The organism is Campylobacter concisus, assembly GCF_015229965.1.
In the GTDB taxonomy this organism is placed as follows: Bacteria; Campylobacterota; Campylobacteria; order Campylobacterales; family Campylobacteraceae; genus Campylobacter_A; species Campylobacter_A concisus_BD.
Genome location: NZ_JAAKZB010000001.1, coordinates 191,592 through 198,605, shown reverse-complemented (window position 1 = coordinate 198,605; position 7,014 = coordinate 191,592). Strand labels below are relative to the sequence as shown.

At 43.4% G+C, this 7,014-nt stretch carries 6 protein-coding genes and 1 pseudogene; 2 read left to right on the top strand and 5 right to left on the bottom strand.

Annotation, left to right across the window (positions count from 1 at the left end):
• The 5 genes and pseudogenes from G6W43_RS10570 to G6W43_RS01045 all read right to left on the bottom strand — a co-directional run.
• A pseudogene (locus G6W43_RS10570) lies at window positions 1–126 on the bottom strand (hypothetical protein); the annotation flags it as partial.
• Between the two features lie 199 nt (window positions 127–325).
• Window positions 326–1,987 (bottom strand): DNA polymerase III subunit gamma/tau, encoded by a 1,662-nt coding sequence (locus G6W43_RS01060; protein ID WP_194168932.1) that lies wholly within the window; start codon window positions 1,985–1,987, stop codon window positions 326–328.
• A gap of 129 nt (window positions 1,988–2,116) precedes the next feature.
• Window positions 2,117–2,347: a cbb3-type cytochrome oxidase assembly protein CcoS gene (ccoS, locus tag G6W43_RS01055; protein ID WP_103617361.1), complete on the bottom strand. Its 231-nt coding sequence runs from the start codon at window positions 2,345–2,347 to the stop codon at window positions 2,117–2,119.
• The gene (locus G6W43_RS01050; protein WP_194168931.1) at window positions 2,347–4,725 is read right to left on the bottom strand and encodes a heavy metal translocating P-type ATPase metal-binding domain-containing protein; all 2,379 of its coding nucleotides are present in this window, start codon (window positions 4,723–4,725) and stop codon (window positions 2,347–2,349) included. The genes ccoS and G6W43_RS01050 overlap by 1 nt, the downstream gene beginning before the upstream one ends.
• Entirely contained in the window at window positions 4,722–5,342 is a 621-nt protein-coding gene (locus G6W43_RS01045; RefSeq protein WP_194168930.1) for a helix-turn-helix transcriptional regulator, read from the bottom strand. Before G6W43_RS01045 ends, G6W43_RS01050 begins: the two co-directional genes overlap by 4 nt.
• Window positions 5,343–5,488: 146 nt before the next feature.
• On the opposite strand from G6W43_RS01045, the gene G6W43_RS01040 reads away from it, so the two are divergent.
• A complete protein-coding gene (locus G6W43_RS01040) occupies window positions 5,489–5,872 on the top strand; it encodes a RidA family protein (protein ID WP_002941830.1) in 384 nt (127 codons plus the stop codon).
• 11 nt (window positions 5,873–5,883) lie between these two features.
• Window positions 5,884–6,969 carry a pyridoxal-phosphate dependent enzyme gene (locus tag G6W43_RS01035; RefSeq protein ID WP_194168929.1) on the top strand — a complete coding sequence of 362 codons (1,086 nt, stop codon included), beginning with the start codon at window positions 5,884–5,886 and terminating at the stop codon, window positions 6,967–6,969.
• Window positions 6,970–7,014 lie beyond the last annotated feature (45 nt).

Below are 7,014 nucleotides of genomic sequence, written 5' to 3'. Positions count from 1 at the left end.
GCCCTCTTTACTAAGGATAAATTCAAGATGTTTTACGATCTCATACCTGCTTATTTGTTTAAATCTAAAATGCTGCGTCCTTGAAAGCACCGTCGTTGGCAGCTTCAGCGGATCGGTCGTTGCAAGGGGTCAAATTTACCAGAATTTTAAATTTATCTGCCTCATTAAAAGTTCAAATTTAACAAGCCCTAGCTCTTTTAAATTTGCAATATAAATTTAAGATTTCATTTAGTTAGGATAGCAGCAGATAATTTTATTAAGAAATTTACGCCAAAAAGTCAAATTTAAAGCGTTTAATAAAGCAAATTTGCAAAGAGCCAAATCCCTAGCTATTTTGCACTTCAGGCTGTCCAAAAAGCCTATTTGCCTCTTTTATCACGCCCTCTTCTCTTTGTTTCTTAAGCTCCTCTGGGCTTTTGCTCTGACTTAGCGACATCAGCTCTTTTGCAAAGTCATTTTGAGGCTGAGATAGCGCATTTACCCTAGTTTCAGGCGCAGTAGGCTCGCTTGCTGGCTCATCTTTTTGTTCATCTTGCTGCCTAGCCTTTATCTTAGCGATCTCATCGTCAAGATAGCTATATTTATCCTGTGGCTCTTGTGGCTTAGTTTCTGGCTCTGGCTTTGGGGCAGAAATTTGAGTTTTGGCATTTACGATCTTTATTTTTTTACCAAAAATTGTATGTAAAATTTCATGCATTACGCCCCAGCTTTTTTTGAAAAATGCCAGCTCATCGCCAGTTGCATTGACGATTAGTCCAAGCTCATTTTCATTTAAAAAGCTAAAACTTATGTGATTTTTAAAAATTTCTCCAAGCTCAAAGCTTCTATCATAAATTTTTGCCACAAACTGCTCGTATGGCGACTTTGGCGCTTCTTTTACGGCTAAAATTTGCTCACTCACGCCAGCTTTTGGCTCGATCACAGCCACGCCAGGCTCGCTCTTAGCAAGCTTTATGGCTTCATCGATATCTTGCAGATTTAGCGCCTCTATCATCATAAAAAGCATAAGCATCAGCACAAAGCCATTGTCGCTTGATACGCTTAGCATCGACTTTGCCTGCGCCAAAATCCTAAAAAATCTCTCATATATAAGAAGTGAAAATTTTGGGTCGTTGTCTAAAAATCTCTGCTTTAAATTTGCCAAAATTTCATCTATGATCATCTCTGGCTCATAGGTCTCAAGCTCGGTCACAAGCACTCTAATGGCATTTTTATCGGCATTTGCGACGTGTTCGATGATCTGCTCGATCCTACTTGGATCAAGAAGTCCAAGCATCGCTGCCACGCTTGATTTTGTGATATTGCCAGCACCATAAATGATAGCTTGATCAAGCAGCGTTAGCGTATCTCTTAGCGAGCCGCCACCACTTCTAGCTAGTATCTCAAGCGCCTCCCTCTCGTAGCTCACGCCCTCTTTACTAAGGATAAATTCAAGATGTTTTACGATCTCATACCTGCTTATTTGTTTAAATCTAAAATGCTGCGTCCTTGAAAGCACCGTCGTTGGCAGCTTCAGCGGATCGGTCGTTGCAAGGATAAATTTAACATAGCTTGGCGGCTCTTCAAGCGTTTTAAGAAGGGCATTAAACGCCTCTTTTGTTAGCATATGCACTTCGTCGATGATGAAAATTTTATATCTAGCGGCCGTAGGAGCGTATTTTGTCTGCTCGATGAGCTCTCTTATGTCGTCGATCTTTCTGTGGCTAGCTGCATCCATCTCGATGATGTCCATGTGGCGCGACTCATTTGCCATCACGCACTGAGCGCAGACCTCGCAAGGCCTAGAAGTTGGCCCTTTCTCGCAGACCAAAGCCTTTGCAAATATCCTAGCACTCGATGTCTTGCCGCTTCCCCTAAGACCTGAAAACAAATAAGCATGGCTCACTCTGTTTTCGTCAAGTGCGTGGGTTAGGCTCTTGCTTACGGCTTCTTGTCCGATGAGCTCGTCAAAATTTTTTGGTCGATATTTTAGGGCTAGTGCTTGCAACTGCTTTCCTTTTTGCAATTTTAATTTGCTGATTTTATAAAAAAAGGCATAAATTTATGGTTATGATAAAGTTAAATTTTGCTAAATTTAAGCCAAACTTTAGCGGAAAGGATAAATTTGCAAGCATTTTTATCTAGGTTTTTTGCTAGCTTCTAGCCTCTTTTTTAGCGCCTCTTTTTTGCGAAGTTCGAGTGCGTAGGCTTCATTTAGCGCGTCTTCATCATCTAAATTTGCTCCGTCTAAAAATTTGCGGTAGTCTTCAAACTGCCTATTTTTTATCCCCCAAAGCACGCCAAAGAGCAGGGCTGCCCCCATCAAAACCGAGATAAAAACAAGCATCGCAAGAGTCGTTGTATCCACTATTTATCCTTAAATTTTCTAACTATAAAAAGCGAGTTTAGTATGACGCTTAGCGAGCTTGCCGACATGAAAAACGCGGCAAATAGCGGCATGACGTAGCCACACACGGCAAATGGCAGACTAAGGGCGTTATAAAGCAGGCAAAAGAGTAAATTTTGCTTTATCGTTTTATAAGTAAATTTTGAAATTTTCACCGCTTTTGCAAGGCTTTGAAGGCTGTCATCAAGTAGCACCACGTCGCTTTTTTCTAAGCTCACCGCAGCGCCACTTCCCATGCAAATAGACACGTGAGCAAGACTAAGTGCGGCTGCGTCGTTTATGCCGTCCCCTACCATCAGCACCTTTTTGCCCTGCTGCTTAAGACCAGCTATAAATTTAGCCTTTTCATCAGGCAGCATCCCTGCTCCAAACTCGCTCACGCCAAGCTCGTCTGCTACGTTTTTTACCACATTTTGCACGTCGCCACTTAGGATGCACACCTTCATGCCAGCACTCTTTAGCTCGTCTATCAAAGCCTTTGCCTCGGGCTTTACGCTATCTTTTAGGTAAAATTTAGCCACCAGCTCGCCCTGCTTGCCCACAAAAAAGCTCACATTTTCTTCGCTCTCTTCAAATTTGACCCCATTTTCAGCCAAAAAGCGCCTACTTCCAGCCACAAAATGCTCACCCATAATATCAGCGCTAACTCCCTTTGCCACGCTTAAATTTGCATTTTCAAGCTCAACTTTTTTTGCACCTTTTTGCTTTAAAAACTCAGCCACCGCCACGCTTATTTGGTGGTTTGAGATGAGACAAAGCGAGTAAATTTTATCAATACTCACGCCATCTTTTATAAAAAACTCGCCAACTTCAAATTTAGCCTTTGTAAGCGTCCCAGTCTTGTCAAAGACCGCCACATCGCACTTTGCAAGGCTTTCAAAAAATTTCGCCTCCTTAAAAAGCACCTTGTTTTTAAAGGCCACCCCAAGGGCGCAAACGCTGCTAACTGGCGTGGCAAGCGCAAGCGCACAAGGGCAAGCGATCACAATGACGCTTACGGCTGTCACCACCGCTTCTGAAAAGCTAAATTTAAAGTACCAAAACCAAAATGTAAAAAATGCCAGAGTTAGCACGCTAAGAGAGAATTTCGAGGCGATTTTATTGACCGCTAGCTCGATATTTGGCTTTTTTAGCTCTGCGTTTTGGAGTAAATTTATAAGCTTATTAAGGTATGAGTTTTTAAAAATTTGCCCTGCCTCATAGACGATCTGCCCGTTTAGACAGACAACGCCGCTTTTTACCTCGCCCCCACAGCTTAGTAAAAGTGGCAAGCTTTCGCCTGTTAAGCTTGAGCTGTCCACGCTCGCCTCGCCGCTAAGCACCACCCCATCAAGCAGCGCCCTCTCGCCTGATCTTAGCACGATCTTTTCGCCTAAATTTACATCCTTTGGCTCTTTTAAAATGTCCTTGCCATCCTCTAAAACGCACACCTTTGCAAGCAGCATATCGCTTAAGAAATTTGAGGTCTCAAGCGCCTTTTTCTTGCCTAAAATTTCTAAAAATTTACCGATAAAAACAAAGGTTATGATCATCGCAACCGAGTCAAAATAGCTCTCGCCGCTTCTTGTAAGCATCGCAAAAATGGAGTAAATGTAGGTTATGCTAGCCCCCGTGATAACGAGCAAGTCCATATTTGGCGAGGCGTTTTTAATGGCGATCTTCGCCCCTTTAAAAAACTCGCTGCCAGTGTAGAAAAGCACAGGCGTTGCCAACACAAACTGCGCGAAGCTTAGCAGGTCCTTCACGTCGCTTCTGATACCGCTAAAGTAACCGCCATACTGCGCGATCGCTAGCCACATGATATTCATCGTGGCAAAGACGCCAACAAGCGCTTTTGAGTAGAAATTTCGCCTTTTTTTGACTAGCTCGTCCTCTTTTTGGCTCGCCGCGTAGGCCTTTGGAGTGTAGCCAACGGCGTAAATTTTCTCAATTATCTGCTCCACCAAAAGCTCTTGCTCATCGTAAACGATGACTGCTTTTTGGCTAAGCGAGTTGATATTTACCTCCAAGATACCAGGCAGGCTAAAAAGCGCCTTTTCAAGTAGCCAGATGCACGCCGAGCAGGTTATGCCGTCAATGAGAAGCGAAATTTTAGAAAACTCGCCCTCTTTTGTCACTAGCTCGCTAAAATTTGCCGCTAAATTTTTGACATTTGCACCGCTACTTGCAGGATTTAGCGTGTTTTTGCCAAGTCGTTCATAAAACTCGCCAAGGCCACTTTCATTTAAAATTTCATAGACGCCTTTGCAGCCAACACAGCAAAACTTAAGCCCGCCTTTCGCCTCTATCATCGCGCTTTCGTCAAAGCTTTGCTTGCAGTGAGCGCACCTACACTTCACGGACGCTTCTTTTTAAGCTGGTCTAAATAGCCATATATCGTGATCTTTGAGACGTTTAGCTTGGCTGCCACAACCTCGATAGCGCCCTTGATGTTAAAAATGCCCTTTTCGTTCATAAAGCCAACGAGTTCTAGCTTTTGCTCTTTTTTAAGCTTCTTTCCCTCGTTTTTGGCGATGATCTTGTCGATCAAGCCTAAGACGATCTTTGTCACATCGTCATTTTGCTCGCTCTTGGGCTCATTTTCACTCGTCTTTAAGAAATTCCCAGTCACTTCAAAAAGGCTCTTTGCCACGCTCGCATCGACATTTACGCATATCGCCCCTATGATCTCGCCGTGCTCGTCTCTTATGAAGGCGGTTGAAGACTTCACAATCTTTTCATCTTTGGTGAAAAAGTAGTTCGCCACGTAGTCGTCTTTGAAATTTTTGCTGTTTAAGACCTCGCTTACAAGGTGATCAAAGCTTTGTCCGACCTTTCTGCCAGTGACGTCGCCAGCTACGTAAACGACTGAGCGCTGCGGGTTTGAAAGGTCGTGTAACACGACTTCGCAGGCAAATGGCGAGCTTTTTTGTATGAGATTTGCCGTTGGGATAAATGCCTTTAATATAGGATGCATCAGGCGCCTTTTGTTTTTGTTTAAGTTTAGCCAAAATATTTTTAAATTTTCGATAAGAAAAATATAATTTTTTATGAAAATTTATGAAATTTAAGTGGTAATAATAATTTTTTATCTATAATTTTTTAAATTTTTAAGGAGAAAATATGAAAATTTACGAAACCGAAATTTCAAAAAAGAAAAAGGCTCACTACTCTTTGGCGACCGAGCACAACGGCATCCTCTACATCTCAGGCCAGCTTAGTATGGACCCAGAGACCAGGCAGATCCCAGAGGGGCTAAAGGCGCAAACAAGGCAGGCTTTAAAAAACCTTGATAACGTGCTAAAGCTGGCAAATGCGACGAGAAACGACATCTTAATGTGCCGCATCTATACGCCAGATATCGACTTTTGGGACGAGATAGATGACGAGTATGCGCTATTTTTTGGCGATCACAAGCCAGCTCGCGTCGTAGTGCCGACAAACAAACTTCACTTTGGCTGCCTACTAGAGATCGAAGCTACAGCGATACTTGATAGAAAAATTTAAAAGGAGCAAAAATGCCTAAATTTATCTGCTCAAAGTGCGGCAAGAGTGCTAGTTTTGAGACGCCTATATTTGCGTGCGAGTGCGGCGGGCTTTATGATCTGGAGTTTAAAGCGGCCAAATTTGATCTAAATTTGATCGATCAGCACGAGTTTAGCCTATTTAGATACCGAGAGTTTTTCCCTATCAAAAACGAGCTTTGGCGCGACATCAGCCTCGGCGAGGGGCTAACAAAAAGCGTGAAATTTGATGACTCGCTCTACCTTAAAATGGACTACGCGATGCCAACGCTCTCTTTCAAGGATAGAGGTGCGGTGATGCTTATTTGGTTTTGTAAAACTCATGGCATCAAAAAGATCTTGCAAGATAGCAGCGGAAACGCTGGAAACTCGGTCGCTGCATACGCTGCTAGAGCTGGCATAGAGTGTGAAATTTACGTCCCGAAAGGCACAAGCGAGAAAAAGATAAAGATGCTTGAGTACTACGGCGCAAAGGCGGTTGTCTTTGACGGCACGCGCGATGAGACGGCAGATGCTTGCAGGAAAAGGGCAAAAGATGAGGGAATTTTTTACGCAAACCACGTGTTTAACCCGCTTTTTTACCAAGGCACCAAAACATATATATATGAAATTTACGAGCAGCTTGGCTTTGTCCCTGAAAATCTCTTTTTACCAGTTGGCAACGGCACCTTGCTACTTGGCTGCGAGATCGCGCTAAATGAGCTATATGAAGCAGGAGTGATCAAAAAACTACCTAAAATTTTCATCGTTCAAAGTGAAAATTGCGCGCCATTTTTAGGGGCGACAAGCGAGCCTATCAAGATCAAGCCAGAGCCAACTTTGGCTGAGGGCATAGCGATCGCAAAACCTGCTCGTGGCGCTGAGATATTAGCTAGCCGTTACGTGGGCGAGCGCGAGGTGATCACGATAAAAGAAGAGGATATTGAGCCAGCTAGAAATTTCCTAGCAAGTCGTGGCTTTTACGTCGAGCACACCACAGCAGCGATCTACGCCGCCTACGCAAGCTACACAAAATCGCACAAGATAGAGGGTAAAAGCATCATCTCGATGTGCGGTGCTGGGCTAAAGAGCGAACACTGATTTAAATTTGCAGGTCATTTTGCCTGCAAATTTGCCTACTTTAGC